The sequence below is a fragment of the Fangia hongkongensis FSC776 = DSM 21703 genome (assembly GCF_000379445.1).
GTDB lineage: Bacteria > Pseudomonadota > Gammaproteobacteria > Francisellales > Francisellaceae > Fangia > Fangia hongkongensis.
The window spans coordinates 155,316-173,218 of sequence record NZ_KB902262.1; the positions used below are offsets into that span (position 1 = coordinate 155,316).

General features: G+C 38.7%; 15 protein-coding genes and 3 tRNA genes. 13 read left to right on the forward strand and 5 right to left on the reverse strand.

Features of this window, described 5'->3' with window-relative positions; translation table 11 throughout:
* Window positions 1–34 precede the first annotated feature (34 nt).
* The gene (locus tag A37Q_RS0109045) at window positions 35–1,132 is read right to left on the reverse strand and encodes an RHS repeat-associated core domain-containing protein (RefSeq protein WP_083907035.1); all 1,098 of its coding nucleotides are present in this window, start codon (window positions 1,130–1,132) and stop codon (window positions 35–37) included.
* A gap of 273 nt (window positions 1,133–1,405) precedes the next feature.
* On the opposite strand from A37Q_RS0109045, the gene A37Q_RS0109050 reads away from it, so the two are divergent.
* The 4 genes from A37Q_RS0109050 to A37Q_RS0109065 all read left to right on the forward strand — a co-directional run bounded on the left by A37Q_RS0109050 (window position 1,406) and on the right by A37Q_RS0109065 (window position 5,274).
* Window positions 1,406–2,410: an RHS repeat-associated core domain-containing protein gene (locus A37Q_RS0109050; protein WP_018299960.1), complete on the forward strand. Its 1,005-nt coding sequence runs from the start codon at window positions 1,406–1,408 to the stop codon at window positions 2,408–2,410.
* A 48-nt stretch (window positions 2,411–2,458) separates the two neighbouring features.
* On the forward strand, window positions 2,459–3,538 hold the full coding sequence (locus A37Q_RS0109055; protein ID WP_018299961.1) for an RHS repeat-associated core domain-containing protein: 1,080 nt from the start codon (window positions 2,459–2,461) through the stop codon (window positions 3,536–3,538).
* 154 nt (window positions 3,539–3,692) lie between these two features.
* A complete protein-coding gene (locus A37Q_RS0109060; RefSeq protein WP_018299962.1) occupies window positions 3,693–4,088 on the forward strand; it encodes a hypothetical protein in 396 nt (131 codons plus the stop codon).
* A gap of 85 nt (window positions 4,089–4,173) precedes the next feature.
* A complete protein-coding gene (locus tag A37Q_RS0109065) occupies window positions 4,174–5,274 on the forward strand; it encodes an RHS repeat-associated core domain-containing protein (RefSeq protein ID WP_018299963.1) in 1,101 nt (366 codons plus the stop codon).
* 47 nt (window positions 5,275–5,321) lie between these two features.
* Here the strand turns inward: A37Q_RS0109065 and A37Q_RS0109070 are convergent, their stop codons facing one another.
* On the reverse strand, window positions 5,322–6,845 hold the full coding sequence (locus A37Q_RS0109070; RefSeq protein WP_018299964.1) for an APC family permease: 1,524 nt from the start codon (window positions 6,843–6,845) through the stop codon (window positions 5,322–5,324).
* A 268-nt stretch (window positions 6,846–7,113) separates the two neighbouring features.
* Between A37Q_RS0109070 and A37Q_RS0109075 the strand changes: the two genes are divergently transcribed.
* From A37Q_RS0109075 to A37Q_RS0109115, 9 genes are all read left to right on the forward strand, one after another.
* Window positions 7,114–8,640, forward strand: a complete 1,527-nt coding sequence (locus A37Q_RS0109075) for a fumarate hydratase (RefSeq protein WP_018299965.1) — start codon at window positions 7,114–7,116, stop codon at window positions 8,638–8,640.
* Window positions 8,641–8,716: 76 nt separating this feature from the next.
* Window positions 8,717–9,502 carry a class I SAM-dependent methyltransferase gene (locus A37Q_RS0109080; RefSeq protein WP_018299966.1) on the forward strand — a complete coding sequence of 262 codons (786 nt, stop codon included), beginning with the start codon at window positions 8,717–8,719 and terminating at the stop codon, window positions 9,500–9,502.
* 138 nt (window positions 9,503–9,640) lie between these two features.
* Window positions 9,641–10,594: a DnaJ C-terminal domain-containing protein gene (locus A37Q_RS0109085; RefSeq protein WP_018299967.1), complete on the forward strand. Its 954-nt coding sequence runs from the start codon at window positions 9,641–9,643 to the stop codon at window positions 10,592–10,594.
* A gap of 1 nt (window position 10,595) precedes the next feature.
* Window positions 10,596–10,886, forward strand: a complete 291-nt coding sequence (locus A37Q_RS15100) for a chaperone modulator CbpM (RefSeq protein WP_018299968.1) — start codon at window positions 10,596–10,598, stop codon at window positions 10,884–10,886.
* A 74-nt stretch (window positions 10,887–10,960) separates the two neighbouring features.
* A complete protein-coding gene (locus A37Q_RS0109095; RefSeq protein WP_018299969.1) occupies window positions 10,961–12,007 on the forward strand; it encodes an efflux RND transporter periplasmic adaptor subunit in 1,047 nt (348 codons plus the stop codon).
* Window positions 12,008–15,043 carry an efflux RND transporter permease subunit gene (locus A37Q_RS0109100; RefSeq protein WP_018299970.1) on the forward strand — a complete coding sequence of 1,012 codons (3,036 nt, stop codon included), beginning with the start codon at window positions 12,008–12,010 and terminating at the stop codon, window positions 15,041–15,043. It begins immediately after the preceding gene.
* A gap of 135 nt (window positions 15,044–15,178) precedes the next feature.
* Window positions 15,179–15,253: transfer RNA gene (locus A37Q_RS0109105), tRNA-Gly, on the forward strand.
* Window positions 15,254–15,256: 3 nt separating this feature from the next.
* Window positions 15,257–15,330: transfer RNA gene (locus tag A37Q_RS0109110), tRNA-Cys, on the forward strand.
* A 16-nt stretch (window positions 15,331–15,346) separates the two neighbouring features.
* A tRNA-Leu gene (locus A37Q_RS0109115) sits at window positions 15,347–15,435 on the forward strand.
* 312 nt (window positions 15,436–15,747) lie between these two features.
* Here A37Q_RS0109115 and A37Q_RS0109120 read toward each other — a convergent pair.
* From A37Q_RS0109120 to A37Q_RS16605, 3 genes are all read right to left on the reverse strand, one after another.
* Entirely contained in the window at window positions 15,748–16,092 is a 345-nt protein-coding gene (locus A37Q_RS0109120) for a hypothetical protein (RefSeq protein WP_018299971.1), read from the reverse strand.
* 680 nt (window positions 16,093–16,772) lie between these two features.
* A complete protein-coding gene (locus A37Q_RS15105; RefSeq protein ID WP_018299972.1) occupies window positions 16,773–17,207 on the reverse strand; it encodes a helix-turn-helix domain-containing protein in 435 nt (144 codons plus the stop codon).
* A gap of 2 nt (window positions 17,208–17,209) precedes the next feature.
* Window positions 17,210–17,521, reverse strand: a complete 312-nt coding sequence (locus A37Q_RS16605) for a type II toxin-antitoxin system HigB family toxin (protein WP_026196614.1) — start codon at window positions 17,519–17,521, stop codon at window positions 17,210–17,212.
* Window positions 17,522–17,903 lie beyond the last annotated feature (382 nt).

Here is a 17,903-nt window from a genome sequence, read left to right on the forward strand (position 1 = left end):
TGTGATAACCAGATTGGCTAGGTATTTAAGAGGGTTATCGCTGTCTCATAATCTGGTCAAATATAAGTTTAGATATGGTATTACAGTTATATGTCCCTTTGTCTGCATCTGGGCGAAACATTTGATATTTTAGGTGATCTGGTAGACTTTCTGCTGCAGTTTTTAGCTCAGCTCTAGAGAAGCCGGTATTAGCTCTGTTAACTAATGTTCCATATACTGGATTTGCTTCGGTGCGGCCAATAAACTTTCCTCCCTTTACTGGCTCAAAGTCAATATAGTGAATTAATTCAGCATTTCCAACTGAATGTGAGGCTCTAAAGTTATTCCCAAGCGCTTCAAACTCATCTATCTCTATCCCTTTTGGAATATAAAAACCTGTATGTTCCATATTGAGCAAAGGGCTTAGAATTTTGCCGATTTTGCCAGAAGTACTGCCCTTAGTAAAATAAATATTATTTGTGCCCAGAGAATGTATATCATTCTCTGAAAAAGCGCTTTTAAATGTCGCAAAATCTTCAATACTATAATTGATAAATTTAGCGCCACCAGCAAGAGATGCTCCAATAGCTGCTTGAATGGCAATGTCTGTAGTATAATGCGCATTAAAATAATCTTGAAACCGATATTTTCGGTTATTCAAAGCATTATTAACAGATGCATTTTCTATAGAGCTAAGCTGTGAGATGCCAGCGAATACTAAAGTGTCAAAGTAAAATCCGCCATAAGGCGCAAAGTAAACTGTTAAGCTACTTGCAGCAGTGCTTAATAAACTAAAGCTAAAAGAAGAGATATGTTTTTTATTGTGCCACCACTTAGCATGGAAAAACTTGGCACTGTGACCAGATGGGTCAAGAAAGCTAACAGGGTTATCATTAAAAGCACTATAGCGATTAAAGAGCGACAGTGTGTCTTGTGATATAAAGTGATTGCTTGAAGTGGAAAAATACCTTGCTCGCAGATAAATAGAGTTAGTTTCAACGTCTTGATAGGCTGCATCATAAAAAAATGGATCATTAGATAAACTTAAACTCGTCTCGGAAATGGCTGATGTAGCATATGAAGCATTAAAAATGCAAAGCACTGCTAGCCATACCAAGAAACATATACATCTTCTGTATATGACTTTCCCCATCAATCATACCCCACGCTTTTATTGGTTTTTTAATTTAAGTCATTTTAGGCAATGTTAGTTTGTTAATGTGATTATTTTTCAACCATCTTCAAGTATTGGTTTATTTTAATCATGAACGGTGTTTTAAATATGCTTGCTTTTTGAAACGCATGTTTAATGAGAGATTGTTTTGCAAAATGCAACAAGGGTTTTTAGTTCGGTGGTTATCGAAGGCAGTGGATCTAAGCTAGAATCTTTGTTCGGATTAGGGAATAGGAAGGGAGGCTCTAGCAAATGTGTCGTTATGTATTTCTAGTTTTATTATTTTTTTCTGTTTCAATTATTTATGCTGGAGATAAGAGCAACTCTTTAGGTGTAAAGAGTACGCTAAAACAGGCCTTGATTACCGAAGGCGTTGGATTTGATGGTGAAATGTTAGATACAGAGACAGGGTTAATATATTTGCATGCACGTAACTATAGACCAGATAAGGGTGCGTTTATTTCTCAAGATACACTTGCGCTCTTTAATCGGTATAGCGCTTTTAATGGTGAGCCAATTTCACATATTGACCCTATGGGTCATAAGGCAAAAATCATAGCAAAAATAAATCATGTGTTTGGCTATATACAAGATACTATAAATATCCTTACTGGCGTGACAGCTGTAGCAGTAGGATGCGGGTTGTCTTCACTAAGGGGAGGACTGCCCAAGAGCTATATAATAGCTGGAGGACTATTTGCTTCACTAGGTGTTTCAGGCTTAGTTGCAGATGTCAAAATGCATACACATTATGCAAAAAAGTTTAAGCAGTTTCGATTTCTAACGAGTGTGCTGTCAGTAGGCGCTGGAGAGGGGCTATTTAGCTTAGCAAATGCTCGCCAAGATTTAAGCTGGATTTCACAACTGAAAGTCTTTGCACGAGCGGCTTTGCCTAGTGTGGGGTCTTTTGGCGTACTCTCTGTACCTTATTTACTACCAAAGAAGACAAAAAGACCCTATAAGCGCTTTGCCAATGTTGCACTTGTAGTTGCAAATGTATTTAGTATTGGCTATGGAATAAAGACAGGTTTTTCTGAAGTGGAAGGCTATCGTGACTATCAAAGGTTATCAGGTGAGCATGCTAGAGTACTACCAATCAATCGTGAAGGCTCGCCAATGGCAAATAGGATGATGGAATTAGATGAAGAGAGTGATGAAGGTGGTCAGGCTAACCGGCAAACACAAGGTAGCTTGAATACTACTCTATCTACAGCCCCTGATTCGTCTGAGATAGAGAAAGACCAAGACCAAGACTAAGAGAAGGTATTGACTTACTATGAGTGTTTAGAATAAGGAGTTAACTAGATGAACAAGCGGATAAAATTGGTCAATATACTAGCCGAAGTATTAACTGTCACTGTCATTTTGTTTATGATTGCAGTTATGTTATTACCAATGCTATATGTTAGAGGCTTCTCAGCGATATCGAGGGTTTATACGTTGAATCTAGCAAACGATGATGAGGCGTATAATGGTGAAATGTTAAACGATGAAAATGTGCTATTGTATTTGCGTGCACGCGAATACTCCCCAAGTTTTCGGCGGTTTATTTCACAGGATACACTTACACTTTTTAATCGCTACCGGGCTTTTAATGATGACCCTATTATTCATGTTGATAAAGATGGGCATAAGGCAAAGAAAATCATAAGAAAGATCAATCACGTATTTGGTTATCTGCAAGACAGTGAAAATATGCTGTATAGCGTATTATTTCCTATCCTGAGATATAGGGGCGCGAGTGTTTATGTTAACTTTAGTCGCTCTGATATGGCTCTTGGGAGTGGCGCTATTCTGGCGTTGGGGGTTTTAAATCTCGTTACAGATATTAAACCGCATTTACGTTATAATAAAAAATATAAACGTTTTCGTTACCTCACGAGCTTTGCCTTAGTAATGGCAGGAAGCTGGTTTTATTCTAACGAATTTAATGAGTTCGAGGGACCTATACGACGATATATGTTACCAAGCGTTAGTGCTTTTGGACTAATGGCGCTTCCATACTCATTTGCTAAAAAACACTATCAACAAGGCTCTAATATTGCTTTATTTATTGCAAACACGATAGCATTAATCTCACTCTCTAAAACCGAGTTATATTATGAGAGGGAGTATTTAGGTCAAGAGAGTACTCATTCTATTAAATTATTATCAGGTCAAAGTGATATAGAGTTACAAGCGTCAAAACTTCATGTTGATAGTATGAATGGAGCACCAACTAGTAAGCTTTTAGCAGGTTCTAAAACTTATGGAAGCATGCTGTCAGTGTCAGAATCTCGATTGAATCCACAGGCAGAGCCTTTAGTTGAGAATCAGCCTCATTCTAATGCTAATGAATTCCAATATAAGGCTAGTTTAATTCCACATCAATTGCTATCTGATTAATTAGCTTCTCCAGATAGTGTTTATAGTAAATATTAAGTATTTTTTGTGTATTGTTTTGTATATGGAAACCCCTGTTTTGGATAAATTGGATGTTATTTTGTACAGTTTTTTGGAGTATGGATAGCGTAAGTTCAAATAGACAATGGGGTGTCTTATGCAAAAGCTTATTTATATTCCAAGCTATTATTCTTTTTCAGGTAAGTATATTCAGAGCTTATTGAAATTTTGCTCTCAAAATAAGCTTGAGTTCGATTTACATGTTATTCTCAATATTAAAGCAGCTTGTTATGTTGCAGAATATAGAGAGTGGCTAAATGCTTATGAAGCCCAAAAATGGAAAACGTTGCTAGGCAGCTATGCTAATCAGGCAACATTTGATCATACTTGTGCATATTTTGAGACAGTACTTGATTTGTTGAAGCCAGAGACGGTTAAATATATAGTCTTTGACTCATGCATCAAAAAGCACATAATGAAATTAATCTCAATTAGAGAAACTAAAAGCAAAGTTTTGCACTATAACGATTTTGCTTTTGGATACATTATATAGTAACGGGCGTTTACTTTTAGATCGTTTTACTTATATAGGCCTGATGTATAGTGACTCCCTTGTGTTGAAAGTAAGGGATAAGTTCATGATTAAAAAGGGTTTGTTACTGGTTTTGTATTTTGGTTTGTTTTTATGGATTTCTGTTAGTTATGCGGGGCAGTTAGCCATAAGTGACTCATTTGGCTATGATGGAAGTTATAATGATGCTGAAAGCACTACTTTGTATTTAAAAGCAAGAAACTATAGTGCCAGAGACAAAAGATTTATTTCTCAAGATAGTTATGGATATTTCAATCGTTATGATAGTTTTAATGCAGAGCCAATATCGACTGTAGATCCAACTGGCCACAATGCAAAAAAACTATTTCATAAAATAGGGAAAGTATTTAATTACATACAAGATATTCAAAGTGGTTTATTAGGCTCGTATCAAATAGTAAGAAGCTTCTTGGTTTCAAGTAAGCAGTTATTCTTTGCTGGAAGCCTTATAGCTGTTGCTGGTGGATTGGGTTTAGCCGCCGATATTGCCCAACATTCACAGTTTGCTAGGAAATATAATCAATTTCGCCTAGTGACTAATAGCTTTTTATTAGGTTTGGGTTCCGCTTTTGTTTGGATTAATCCCGCAGAGGAAATTTATTACGGTGGAGGCTCTATGCCTCGGAGAGTAAAGGTTCAATACCTTTTTACCAGAACGATATCCTTTGCAGGTTCGACGGGAGTTGCCTATGCGATAAATAAGGCATTAAAAAAATGGAAACATGTTCGGACTATCCAAATGTCTGCTTATTTTCTGAATACAGCCATGTATTTTTTTAATATATCGGTAATAGGTGATACAAGTGGGGAAGATGACAATGCTGCAAGAGAGAGAGATAACAGTGTTGTAAACGTGAGAGATGGCAGCGTTAGAGAAGAGTCAGCTGCAAGTGCTGCATCGCGAAGCACTGAGAGCAGTGATTCTAATGCCTATCATGACATGTCTAATACTGGTACATCTGAAGAGAGAGAGGATGAAGTTAACGCTCAGGCGACTTCAGCGAATGCTATTGGGTCAACCCAAGTGAACAGTCAACCTCAACAAATGAGCATTCGTGTAGATTTGCATAATTCACAAAGTGAAATGACTCAGGTTGCAAAAGTTAACCATTCTTTGGATGGTGATGATTTTACAAGTGACGATTAGAGTATATCGACAAATAAACATAAAATATGCTAAATCAGTTAAACGACTTAAGAAATTCGTTTTTGTTTGACAAGTACAACATAAAATAATGCACTAACAATAAAAAACAAGCTATAAAACAACACAGAGCTGCCTGTGTTTTTCAATATAATGGCGGCGATAAGCTCAAAAGCTAAATAGAGGAAGATGCCCCATGAAGCGCTTAGCATTAAGCCTAAGCTATCTTTTTGCTCATTTTTTCGATGCATAATGATATACAAAACAAAAAATGCGATGTGTAGCACAAGGGCGATGGCAAGGTTAGTAATGCCTGAAATCATCAATAAATAGGTCAAAAAGAGATAAATGACAAAGGCAAAAAGCTGTGAACATGGCAAATAACTCAATGGCAATGGCTCATTTTTGTTGGCTTTTAGCTTGCAATAAGCAATCGGCAATGCTACACAAGAGATTAAAATAAAGGTGGTGGTTAATGAGGCGATAAGCTGCCAGTTTCTAAAGAAAATAATAAGTACAAGTGAGCAGATAAAAGTGAAAATAAGTGAAGCGCGCGACATGGCAATTTTAGGATTGGTTTTAGCAAAAACCTTTGGCATTTGCTTATGCTTTGCCATTTCATTTAACATTCTTGTGCTCGCTCCCATATAGATAAGTCCTGTTCCAGATGGACTAACAAGGGCATCAGCATAAAGAATAACCGCAAGCACATTAAGCCCTAATAAGCCAGAGAGTTGTGCTAATGGCGATTCAAAGTTTAATCCTTGCCAGCCACCATCAAGCATATGTGGTGGCAGTGCGCCAATAAAGGCAATTTGTAATAACAGATAAATAACAAGCACAATAATTACGCTGCTGACTAAAGCGATTGGCACATTTCGTTTTGGGTTTTTAAGCTCAGCGGTGAAACTTGCTGCAACCTGAAAGCCAAAAAATGAATAAAAAATCCCGCAGCTGACAATTGCACTGAAAACGCTTCCTGCGCCAAAAGGTGCAAAGGCATGTTTCTCAGCTGTGAAATTGCCACTATGAAAAGCGGCAATAAGAATGGTCACTGCTGTTGCAATCGGGATAATGATCTTCAAAAGCGTAATCGAGTTATTGATCTTCGCGAAAAACTGGATACCCCAATAGTTGATCAGCGTGTAAAGAAGCATAAAGATGCCAACGATAAGAACACCGATTGCAGTTAAGGCACCATCATGGAAAATATGCGGTGTCAGCGGTGTATAAATCGAGGCGATGTATTGAGTGGTTGCCATCGCTTCTGATGGAATGACAATTAAACCCAAAAGCCAATTGGAAATGCCAGTGACAAAACCAAAGTGCTGATTGTGTGAAATGCTAATAAGGCGCGTAAATAAGCCATTTACTGGATATTTAATCGCAATTTCAGCGAGTAAAAGTGCCATGATTAGCACGGCAACCGCGCCGATAATCCATGAGAAGATCGAAGCGCCACCTGCCGCTTTTGAGGCATAATAGGAGGCAAAAAGCCAGCCACTTCCCATCATGGTACCAACACTTAATGCAATGGCTGAAAACAGCCCCGGTGAGTTTAGTTTTTTCTCCATCATTTCCCCTTGTTCTCTCATTTAATTTACACTAAAACGCGCAATGAAAGTGGATTATTTTTGCACAGCTTTGAGCGAAAGGATAGAGGGTTATGGGAAAAATGTGTATTTGATTGCTTGTAAAGTTAAGTTGGGTTTTTAATCAGATTTTAGTAAAATGCTTTTCTGAGTGAAACCAGTCATAAATTACGGTAACTAAAGATTACTAACGGCCAAAATGCCGTGTGATTGGTGGTATAGAACACAAAACAAAATGGTAAAACATATTATGGCAGTTATTAAAACAGAAGATTTTATTCAAAGCGTCGCGGATGCACTACAGTTTATCTCTTACTATCATCCACAAGATTTTGTCCAAGCGATGCATAGCGCATATCTTAAGGAAGAATCAAAGGCAGCAAAAGATGCGATGGGACAGATATTGATTAATTCAAAAATGTCAGCTTATGGTAAGCGCCCCATTTGTCAGGATACCGGAATGGTGTGTGCATTTGTCAAAGTGGGCATGGAAGCAAAGCTTGATAAAACTGATAGAACAGTGACAGAGCTTGTCAATGAAGGGGTAAGGCGTGCGTATTTAAATAGCGAGAATCCGCTTCGTGCCTCAATGGTCTCCCCGCCAAATGGTGCAAGAAAAAATACAAAAGATAATACACCTGCTATTGTCCACATTGATCTTGTTAAGGGTGATAAGATTGATGTTGAGTTGGCTGCAAAGGGTGGTGGTTCTGAGTTTAAATCAAAATTTAAAGTATTAAATCCAAGTGACAGTGTAGTTGATTGGGTGCTTGAGATGTTGCCAACTATGGGTGCGGGCTGGTGTCCGCCGGGGATCATTGGTATTGGCATTGGCGGCACAGCAGAGAAAGCGATGGTGCTTGCCAAGGAGTCACTTGGCGGCAAAATTGATATGCATGAGATTTTAGAAAGAGGCCCTAAAACACCTTTAGAGGAGCTCCGAGTTGAGTTGTATCATAAAATTAATGCACTGGGTATTGGCGCACAAGGTTTGGGGGGGCTAACCACCGTCTTGGATGTTAAAATCAATGAATATCCAACGCACGCAGCCTGTAAGCCTGTTGCGCTTATTCCAAATTGTGCAGCAACACGTCATGTGCACTTTAGCCTAGATGGTTCAGGTGTGGCGGTGCTTCCCTATCCAAAGTTAGAAGATTGGCCTGAAATTGCAGCTCAAGATCAGTCAAATATTCGCCGCGTAAATCTTGATACTATCACACAGGCAGAGATTGAAAGTTTCAAACCGGGTGAAACTTTGCTGTTAAATGGTAAGCTTTTAACAGGGCGTGATGCTGCGCATAAACGCATTGTTGACATGGTTAAAAAGGGTGAAAGTTTACCTGTCGATTTAAAGGGTAAGTTTATCTATTATGTCGGTCCTGTCGATCCAGTTGGTGATGAAGTGGTGGGACCTGCTGGTCCAACAACAGCAACGAGAATGGATAAATTTACAGATTTCATGTTAAATGAGGTTGGCATTGCCGGCATGGTGGGCAAGGCTGAGCGTGGTGAGGCGACAGTCGATGCTATTAAAAAGCGAAAAGCGGTTTATTTGATGGCTGTTGGCGGCGCTGCGTATTTGATTTCAAAATCAATTCGTCAAGCAAAAGTGGTTGGTTTTGAGGATTTGGGGATGGAAGCCATCTATGAGTTTGAAGTGGAAGATATGCCGGTTACGGTCGCTGTTGATAGTCAAGGCACTTCTGTACATAAAACAGGTCCAAGTGAGTGGAAAGTCAAAATTGAGAATATGAATAAGACACCTGAGAAGGTTTAATCACTTATCTTTAACTTTGTCAGATGGCGTTGATACAAGCTTTGGGTGTCAATGCCATAATAAAGGATCATTAATAATGGAAGGTCACACAAAAGAGAATTTAATTGAGCAATATCCAATGGAATATTGTCATATGCTTGAGCTTTGTTATGGTGAGGGAATGATGTCAGAGGGTGGTAGAAGCGCAATTGATGCACTTTTTGATGGCATTTCTCTTACCGGTAAGCGTGTGCTTGAAATTGGCTTTGGTTTGGGTGGTCTTGCACATTATTTGTCAGAGAAATACCCTGCCATTGAGTATTATGGAATTGAAGTCAATCCAAAAATGCATGAGTATGCATCTCAGAAGTATCCACAAAAGAATCTCAATTTTATCTTGCCGGAAAACCCAGATATCATGCCTTTTGAGGCGGATTATTTTGATGTGGTGTTTTCAAAGGGGGTATTGGTGCATCTGCAAGACAAACAGCCGCTTTTTAATGAGTTATACCGTGTATTGAAATCAGATGGAAAGTTTATCATTAACGATTGGCTGAGCCCTGATGGGAAAAGCTTTGGCAAGCGTGTCGATCAGATGTGTGAGCTCGAAAACTTGGCATTATTTCCTCTCTCAGAGGCAGCTTATTGCTCTCTTTTAAAGAAAAGTGGGTTTCAGCTTATATCCATTGAAGATGAAAATAAAGCCTATGCTCAATACAATGATGCGATTGTGCAAAGGCTGAAGCAAAGTGATATTAAAGCGACATTTTTACACAACTTCACGCAAAAGGAATATGCTGACTCGGTTGATGCTTATGGCTGGATTTCTGAGGCATTTGCTAATAATGAGCTTTTAGCTCGCAAATTTCTCTGTAGTAAGTAAACTTCGATTTTTTTGATTCTCGAGTGAGAGAAAAATATAAATTGCACAGTGCTTTCTTGTTAGTATGGGTAGATTTTGACGCTAAAGTTGGGTTAAATAAGAGAGTATATTAGAACATAAACGGAGTTCGCTTAACTTATGGCACAGGATTATTATGCGCTTCTTGGTGTGAGCAAAACTACTACCGATGCTGAGATAAAAAAAGCCTATCGTAAATTAGCAAAAAAATATCATCCAGATGTGAGCACAGAGGCAAACGCTGAGGAGAAGTTTAAAGAGGTTCAAGATGCTTACGATGTCTTGAAAGATAGCGAAAAAAGAAAGTTATATGATCAGTATGGCGAGCATTGGGAGCAGGCAAAGCAAGGGGGTTTCCAGCAAGGTGGGGCGCATCGTTCTCATCAAGGTTTTGGGTCTTCTGGTTTCCAGCAGGGGCAGGATTTTGGTGGATATGAAGATATCTTCGGTGAGTTTTTTCGCCAGCAACATCATCAGCGCTCCGAGCGCCAATCTCAAAGTGGTGCTTTTAATATGGATGGGCAAGATTTACATACCAAAGTTGAAGTTTCTATTGAAGATGCTTTAAATGGTGCTGAGCGAGAGCTTCATTTTTCGTATCAAGAATTAGATGAAAGTGGTCATGTGGTTGAAAAAACAAAGCGTCTTAAAGTGAAGATTCCAAAAGGTGTTGGCAACCATCAGCAAATACGTCTTAAAGCGCAAGGTGGCTCAGCAATGGGCGCTGGCAAAAAAGGGGATTTGTATCTTGAAGTGATTGTCAAATCAACGAAGCAATATAAAGTAGTAGGCAATGATATATACACCCATATTCCAGTGGCGCCATGGGAGGCAGCGCTTGGTGCGGATATTTTGATTCCAACTCCATTGGGCAAATTAAAGCTTAAAGTGCCTGCACATATACAAAGTGGCAAAAAAATGCGCTTAAAAGATAAAGGACTTCATGGTGGGGATTTCTATGTTGTGCTGGATGTTATCTTGCCACCGGCTGTTTCTGAGACGCAAAAAGCGCATTATCAAAAAATGGCAGAAGATATGGCATTTGACCCACGAAAAGATTTATTAGGAGCATAAGATGAGTCAGTTAGAGTTGAGTGTATTGTCGGATAAAGATTATTTAACAACCGTTGAAGTCTCAAGCCTATTATGTATTCCTGAAACGCTTATTATTGAATGGATTGAGCATGATGTTGTGTATGCTAGATACGAGCAAAAGGTCTATTATATTGCTTCAGATCAATTGAATAAAATCAAATCTGCATTAAGACTTGCCAATGATTTAGGCGTAAATGCGCCCGGAATTTCTATTATTTTGGCGTTGAGACAGAAGGTTAAATACTTAGAAGCTTTAGTTGAGAGAAAGTAACTTAATCCATAAAGACTTGAATACCAAGCATAGATCAGCTAAGTTATGAATATCAAATTTGCTAAGAGATGTTCATGAAAAAGCATATTATTTTTGGTGTTATTACACTTATATTATTGCTTGTTGTTATCTACTTTATTTTTATTGCCACAGGTAAGCAAAATGTAGATATTAAGATTCCACCAACAGAAGTTGCCATTGCCAAGGTGGAAAAGCATAATATTCCGATTACTGCCGAGGCAACGGGGCAATTGATCGCTCCGCAATCGGTTAGCTTAAAATCGCAAATTTCAGGCATTGTGAACAGTATCAATTTCACAAGTGGTGAGTATGTGAAAAAGGGGCAAACTTTAATGCGCCTTGATGATACTGAACAAAAAGCGAATGTCAACTCAACCCTTGCCGATTATACCCAAGCCAAAGCGCAATATGACAGGACTGAGACACTTTACAATGATAATAAAGTTGTTTCACAAAGCGAGCTTGATACGGCAAAATCAACTTATCTACAGGCAAAGGCAAAATATGAATCGGCGTTATATCAGCTGTCAAACACAACGATTAGTGCGCCATTTTCAGGCTATTTGAGCCTAACCACTTTAGCAGATGGTAGCTATGTTTCTGCAGGGGATAATCTGGTTGATTTGGTTGATAAAGAGAATTTGCAATTGGAGTATGCCCTTGATGAATCTTATGCCAGTAGCATCCACCTTGGGCAAATGGTTGATTTTAGAACCGATGCCTTTGAAGGCAAAGTGTTCCATGCTAAGGTAAGCTATATCTCTCCAAGTGTCTCCAGTGATAATTTAACCTTTACAGTGCGCGCGGCATTTGATAACAAAAACAATTTACTTTCCCCGGGAATGAGTGTGTATATTTCACAAGTGTTGAAAAAAGACAATGATGTTCTTGCGGTGCCAGAAAGTGCGCTGAGCGCACAAAGCGGTGGCTTTATTGTTTATTTGTATGAGAAAGGTAAAGCCAAGGCACAAAGTGTTAAAATAGGGCAGATTTATAGAGGGTATGTCAGCATTATAAGTGGTCTTAAGCTTGGAGATAGTGTGATTGCAACGACAGAGGGCTCTATTTCAGATGGACAAAGCGTCAAGGTGGAAAAATAGATGAAACTGCCTGAAATTTGCATTAAAAGACCAGTTTTATCTTTTGTTTTAAATGCGATTTTACTGTTATGTGGTCTTTTGAGTTTTAATTATGTTAAGCTTCAGTTTGAGCCAAGTGTATTTAAACCAAGGCTGATGATTCTGACAGACTATCCGGGGGCAAGTGCTGAAGTGGTGCAAAAAGATGTCACACAAAAACTTGTCTCGGCGATTGCTGGCACGGAAAACTTAAGCTACATCGAAGCGACTTCGATGCAAGGCCAAAGTATGATTAAACTTAACTTTGGCAATATTACTCAAGAGAAGTTTATTACTGCGCAATCAGAAGTAATGCGTGATATTGCAGGGATTGATTTGCCGCAAAATGCACAAACGCCACAGATTAAGCAAAGGGGTGATGGCTCACAGGTGCTATTTATTGGTTTTTCTGATGAAACGCGCTCTATTTCAGATTTAACCTCTTATATTGATGACTCTATTGTTAAGCAGTTGTCACAAATTCCGGGGGTGGGTGATGTGCAGATTTTCTCCGATGGGCAGGCGCTTAGGGTTGAGCTAAATCCCAAGGCGATGGCACTTTTGAAAATCTCGCCAATTACGATTAAAGATAAACTCAATGAGCTCAGCCAAAATGTTTCAGCAGGTCAGTTAATCACGCAAAATAACACCTATACAATTAACGTTGACAGTGCACTTGATAGTATTAGTAAATTTGAAGATTTGATTATTGCTAAACGTAATAATAAGCTTGTTCGCTTAAGGCAGGTGGCAACGGTGTCACTTGGTAGCCTGTCAGTGCAAAGTGCTTCTTTGAGTATGGTCGATGGCAAACCTGGGGTTGTGGTTGCGGTATCTCAAACCTCTGATGCCAACCCTATTTCAGTTGCCTCAAGTGTCACTAAAGCGGTTAACTTACTAAAGCCGACGTTGCCACCTGGCATGCATGCTGACATTGTTTTCAACATTGCGACCTCTTTGAAAGCCTCGTTATATGAGGTGATCAAAACAATTATTGAAGCCATTATTTTGGTTGCCTTCATCTCATTTTTATTTCTAGGAAGAATTCGCGCTGCCCTTGTGCCAATTGTTACTTTGCCTGTGTGTCTAATTGGCGTTTTTGTCATTATCTGGCCACTTGGTTTTAGCATCAATATGATGACCTTGCTTGCGCTGGTGCTTGCTGTGGGGCTCGTTGTTGATGATGCGATTGTTGTTTTAGAGAACTGTTATCGTTATATGCAAAAAGGTTATGATTCGGTGACAGCAGCCATGCTTGGCAGTAAAGAGATTGGCTTTGCAATTATTGGCATGACAGTGACTTTAATTGCAGTGTATATTCCGATTGCGTTTTTAAACGATAAAACGGCTGTTTTCTTTAGAGAGTTTGCCTTTACTTTGGCTGCAAGTGTGCTTATTTCTGGCTTTGTAGCATTAACCTTATCACCAACGATGTGCGCTCATACGCTTGGAAAGAATAAAGAAAGTCGCTATGAGCACTTTGTTACTCGAATATTTAAAAAGCTTGAGATGCTTTATCATCGTGCTTTGATGTTTGTGCTTCAAGTTAAAATATGGATCGCAGTCATTTTTGTTATTTTGATTATCGCGGGCTTTTCTCTATTTCGCTCAATGCCCGTTGCACTACAACCAAATGATACCATCGGGGTGGTTGGTGTTAGTATTGAAGGGCAAAGTAATGCAAGCTCTGAGTTTATTATGCAAAAGCTCAATGACATCCAAAACACGCTGCCTTCAAAGGTGTTTGATCATTCATTTGGCTTTGTTGATAATGATGCAGGAAGGACTGAGGGCTTTTCCATTAATGTTTTAAATCCAAATGAAGTGACAAATGCCGATAAGATCTCCCTTGAGCTCAATAAGATTATCAAGGAGACAAAAGGCATTCAAGGCAATAGCTTTGTGATGCCGCTTGCTGGAAACAGTAGCTTTGGCTCTGGCGATATTCAAATGTATCTTCTTGGAATGGATGATTATCAAGTGCTGTACAAGAAAGCTGAGAAGCTCGTTTCAGTGTTGATGAGCGTGCCTGGAATTTCCTATGCGCAATTGGCAAGTGGTGTAGATAGTGGTGAGTTTACCATGGAAATCAATTATACCAATGCTGCGATGTTAGATGTTGATCCAGCGAATATTCAATCAATGCTGAATATTATGTTTGGTGGGGCGCAGTTGTCTAATGAATATGAAACAAATGGGCAAAGTTATCCTATTATTGTTCAACTACCAAAAGTAGAGCTTAAAAACTTTAATGTTTTAAATAAGTTGTACATTGAGTCTGACAATAATCAATGGGTGCAGCTAGGGCGGATTATTTCGATTAAACCGGTGGTTAAAATTCCATATCTCACCACGTATAATCAGCTAAATGCAATGGCAATTAACGTTTCACTCAAAGCAGGCGCGTCAATGGGTGATATTGTGAAGAAAATTCAAACTTTAACACCAAAGCTGTTGCCGGGAACCTCTGTGGCCTTCAAGGGAGATGCCAAGGATATGTTAGATGGCAGTGGCAGTATGATTGTGATCTTTATTGCAGGACTTCTATTTATCTATCTTGTGCTTGCCGCCTTGTTTGAAAGTTTTATTGATCCATTTATTATCCTTTTAACTGTACCGCTTTGTGTCATTGGGGCACTTTTGGGATTAAAGTTGATAGGGGGGACATTAAATATCTACACCGATATTGGCTTAATCACATTAATTGGCCTTGTATCAAAACATGGGGTCTTGATTGTACAGTTCTCAAATGAGCTATTAGCAAAAGGAGAGAGCTTATCAAATGCGGTCGTTAAAGGCGCAGCTACAAGGCTTAGACCTATTTTAATGACCTCAGCAACCATGATTTTAGGTGCGCTGCCACTTCTTTATAGCTCAGGGGTGGGAGAGCATGCCAGAGAGCAAATTGGTATGGTGATTGTTGCCGGTTTATTCTTAGGGTCGATTTTCTCGCTTTTTATTGTCCCTGTTGCCTATCATATTTTGAAATCATGGCGCTATAAAAAGGTGAATATTTAGTCTAGAAATTATCTATGGTGAGCGCGTATAAATTAAGATGTTGCGCTGAATTTCACCACATTAATATAAAGCACAAAAACTTTACTAAAGAGCATTGACTTTAGGGGGTAAATCCTTATAATCTGATCCTGTTCTGCGGGAATAGCTCAGTGGTAGAGCACAACCTTGCCAAGGTTGGGGTCGCGAGTTCGAACCTCGTTTCCCGCTCCAGATGGCTGGGTAGCAAAGTGGTTATGCAGAGGCCTGCAAAGCCTTGGACACCGGTTCGATTCCGGTCTCAGCCTCCAGAACATTGCGTCAAACGCCCGGGTGGTGAAATTGGTAGACACAAGGGACTTAAAATCCCTCGAGACTTAACTCTCGTGCCGGTTCGAGTCCGGCCCCGGGCACCATAAGTTAATTTTACAAAGCCTTAAGAACCCAGTTACAATAAGGGGTGAGTTTAAACTGTTGTCTCATAAAATATCATAAATAGCAGGTAGTGTTTTCCTTTATCTTTTATATATTTCTTCCCCATTCAAGTCGGTTGATGTATAGTCATTCTAATAAATATCCAAGTACTTAAACCTATATATAACAAGGGATTGATATGAAAGCATTTGGTCAGTTATATACTGAAACTACTATAAATACTAATCACAGTGTCCTTCTATATTCCATCCCGCTCTACTATATTTTCCTTACTTTAGCGTGTTAATAGTCGATTAGACATCAGAAAATTGGCATGTAATATGATGGGCTCCTTTTGAGATTTTGCTCACTGTATAAGCTTTATCTTTTGTACCATTTATTGCACAGGAAGCATCACCAGAATTCCATTGATCAGCCATATAATCAGCATATAGTTGACTAACTTTACTCTGTGAATCTGAATCAATATTAATATTAACATGACCTTCACCGAACCCTCCATCACTAGCAGTAACTTCAACTGTAATGCTAGTGTTACTTCCAGCAGGAACTTCCATTGGAAAACTTCCTCCCGTATCTGCTTTAGCATCATCAAAGCTTGGTTTTTCGATATAAATAGGTTTTGAACTTGTATTCATAATATTAAAGGTGAATTTTGCAAAAACGGCCTCAGAGCAAAATATACAGAAGATAAATACTAATATAAAAAAAAATTTTTCACTTTAATTTTCCTCATTATTTTACCCCCTCACAATCTTCACCCATTCCGAACCCCACGATTCCGAACCCCACGATTCCGAATTCATTTTATCAGCGTTTCACAACAGACTGGCTATTGATAAGAAAAACATACGTTTTGTGAAAAGAAACATGACATTTTGCCTATTTAAAAATAGTCAGTTAAGTATGAATTTTTTATTTTCATGCGCTTAAATACAAAATATATTCCTCGCTGTGAGACATGGAGAGTGGAATGCGAAGTCCTAGGTAGCCTCATCTTGAGTGTGTCAAGCATCGTGACGTCAGTCGCCAGAGCGCAGGTCATACTCGAAGTTTGTAACGTAGAATCGGAGGCATGTAGAGGAGAAGAATACAATGTTTTCGTTGTGGCTTACCTGCCAAGGCGGATAGCTCGGGCCAATTATCCGCGGAGCAATGCGATTCGATTTAGCATAGGATATGCCAAGTCTATTATAAGCCCTTATGCATACTCAATACATATCACGTTGTTATACAAAGTTTTAAACTACATTATTTGGTCGTGCCAGTGGATGAAACTCCTTATATCTTAGCTAACAAAAAATTTAGCCTATTAAACCTAGTGAACTGAATCACTATTATCCCAAGAGATAAAAGCATCAGCACTTAAATTAAAGCGTTTACTTAGCTTTGCAACTTGCTCTAGTGTTAGCTGGCGATGACCATTTAAAAATTTAGAAACGTTGCCTTGGTTGCCAAAAATGTCTACAAGGTCTTTTTGCTTAAGATTATATTCTGTCATAAGAAATTGAACCAACTTGTTGGGAGTGGTTAATTCTGAAAGCTGTGGCAAATGCATGTTTTCATAATCAGCAATATGTTGTTCTATTATCTCCAAAATTGGTGAATATTCGTGTTGAGTATTATCACCTATAAGATCGGCTAGCTCTAGGGATAAATTTATTAGCTGATTTAGTTCGGCATCATTTGTTGGTGGCTTAAGCCATGGTGCAACGACACTAAGTGCTTGCTGTGTTTTTTTTGCTTCTAACATTGCTATGTGCCTCCATTTAATAACTTCATTTGGTTTATGCGCTTACTATATTCTGCATGAGTCCAAATTGCTCTGGTGTACACTTTTTGTCTGTTGTAATGAATGGTAGTAATTAGTCTGTAAGCATTACCGCCAATATTAAAAACTGTATACTTACCCACCGAGTCAACGCTATTAGTGAATGATTCTCTTAGTTCATGCAGGCTCTTTGCGTTAGATAATTTTATCTTGTACGCCCATTCAAGCAGTGGCTCTGTTGCTTGAGTATTATGCTCGCAGTATGCGATAAGCATTGCTCTACTAATTAAATGCATGATTTAAATAGTGTTAGTAGGTTCTCGTTCAATAATATGTCATTTTGACATATAAATCAAGTGTATTTTTTTAAAGGCTATTAATCAGGTGAGTTATAAACGCGCAAAAAGCACTTTTTGAATGACTGAAAAAATGCATTTCGTTTTGGATACCTATGTAAATGGAGAGAGCAATGAAAAGCGAAATGATAGGCTTATCATCTACAACACAAAAGGTTTATGTACGAGTATACTTTAGTCTTTGACAATTGATATTGACTCATATAAATTAACTCTCTCTTGTATAGAGGAGCATCAATGGCCAAAGTGTACACTGTTATGTACACCGTGAATTTCTCATGATTGTTGTAACTCTTATGGAATAAGGCTTTATTGATTGATG

Excerpts from the sequence above, each read along its gene's own strand:
- A37Q_RS0109045 (WP_083907035.1), bottom strand. The coding sequence starts at position 1,132 with ATGGGGAAAGTCATATACAGAAGATGTATATGTTTCTTGGTATGGCTA.
- A37Q_RS0109050 (WP_018299960.1), top strand. The coding sequence starts at position 1,406 with ATGTGTCGTTATGTATTTCTAGTTTTATTATTTTTTTCTGTTTCAATT.
- A37Q_RS0109055 (WP_018299961.1), top strand. The coding sequence starts at position 2,459 with ATGAACAAGCGGATAAAATTGGTCAATATACTAGCCGAAGTATTAACT.
- A37Q_RS0109060 (WP_018299962.1), top strand. The coding sequence starts at position 3,693 with ATGCAAAAGCTTATTTATATTCCAAGCTATTATTCTTTTTCAGGTAAG.
- A37Q_RS0109065 (WP_018299963.1), top strand. The coding sequence starts at position 4,174 with ATGATTAAAAAGGGTTTGTTACTGGTTTTGTATTTTGGTTTGTTTTTA.
- A37Q_RS0109070 (WP_018299964.1), bottom strand. The coding sequence starts at position 6,845 with ATGGAGAAAAAACTAAACTCACCGGGGCTGTTTTCAGCCATTGCATTA.
- A37Q_RS0109075 (WP_018299965.1), top strand. The coding sequence starts at position 7,114 with ATGGCAGTTATTAAAACAGAAGATTTTATTCAAAGCGTCGCGGATGCA.
- A37Q_RS0109080 (WP_018299966.1), top strand. The coding sequence starts at position 8,717 with ATGGAAGGTCACACAAAAGAGAATTTAATTGAGCAATATCCAATGGAA.
- A37Q_RS0109085 (WP_018299967.1), top strand. The coding sequence starts at position 9,641 with ATGGCACAGGATTATTATGCGCTTCTTGGTGTGAGCAAAACTACTACC.
- A37Q_RS15100 (WP_018299968.1), top strand. The coding sequence starts at position 10,596 with ATGAGTCAGTTAGAGTTGAGTGTATTGTCGGATAAAGATTATTTAACA.
- A37Q_RS0109095 (WP_018299969.1), top strand. The coding sequence starts at position 10,961 with ATGAAAAAGCATATTATTTTTGGTGTTATTACACTTATATTATTGCTT.
- A37Q_RS0109100 (WP_018299970.1), top strand. The coding sequence starts at position 12,008 with ATGAAACTGCCTGAAATTTGCATTAAAAGACCAGTTTTATCTTTTGTT.
- A37Q_RS0109120 (WP_018299971.1), bottom strand. The coding sequence starts at position 16,092 with ATGAATACAAGTTCAAAACCTATTTATATCGAAAAACCAAGCTTTGAT.
- A37Q_RS15105 (WP_018299972.1), bottom strand. The coding sequence starts at position 17,207 with ATGTTAGAAGCAAAAAAAACACAGCAAGCACTTAGTGTCGTTGCACCA.
- A37Q_RS16605 (WP_026196614.1), bottom strand. The coding sequence starts at position 17,521 with ATGCATTTAATTAGTAGAGCAATGCTTATCGCATACTGCGAGCATAAT.